The organism is Oceanobacillus alkalisoli, assembly GCF_022213125.1.
GTDB lineage: Bacteria > Bacillota > Bacilli > Bacillales > Amphibacillaceae > Oceanobacillus > Oceanobacillus alkalisoli.
This window is the reverse complement of the sequence record NZ_JAKNRA010000066.1, coordinates 1-255: the sequence shown is the minus strand read 5'-3', so window position 1 is coordinate 255 and position 255 is coordinate 1. Positions and strand designations below refer to the sequence as shown.

The following is a 255-nucleotide window of genomic DNA, read 5'->3' as shown; positions in this document are numbered from 1 at the left end:
CGTTTAGAAACGCAACGCTAGCAAGGGGCTGGAAAACGCTTGTTTTTTTAGCGTTTGGAAGACCATTGCTTATGACGGGAGTTTCTAGGAGCTGAAGCTAGATTCAATAGATTGGTCTTTAACAGACGAACAAGGCAAAACAAGCTATATTTACTGTAACTTAGTTAAGTGAATAAGGGCGCACGGTGGATGCCTTGGCACTAGGAGCTGATGAAGGACGGGACTAACACCGATATGCTCCGGGTAGTTGTAAGT

The 255-nt window shown here is 44.7% G+C and carries 1 rRNA gene; it reads left to right on the top strand.

What is annotated here, in order from left to right:
- Positions 1-162: 162 nt before the first annotated feature.
- Positions 163-255 (top strand): 23S ribosomal RNA (locus L3V42_RS18160); the annotation flags it as partial.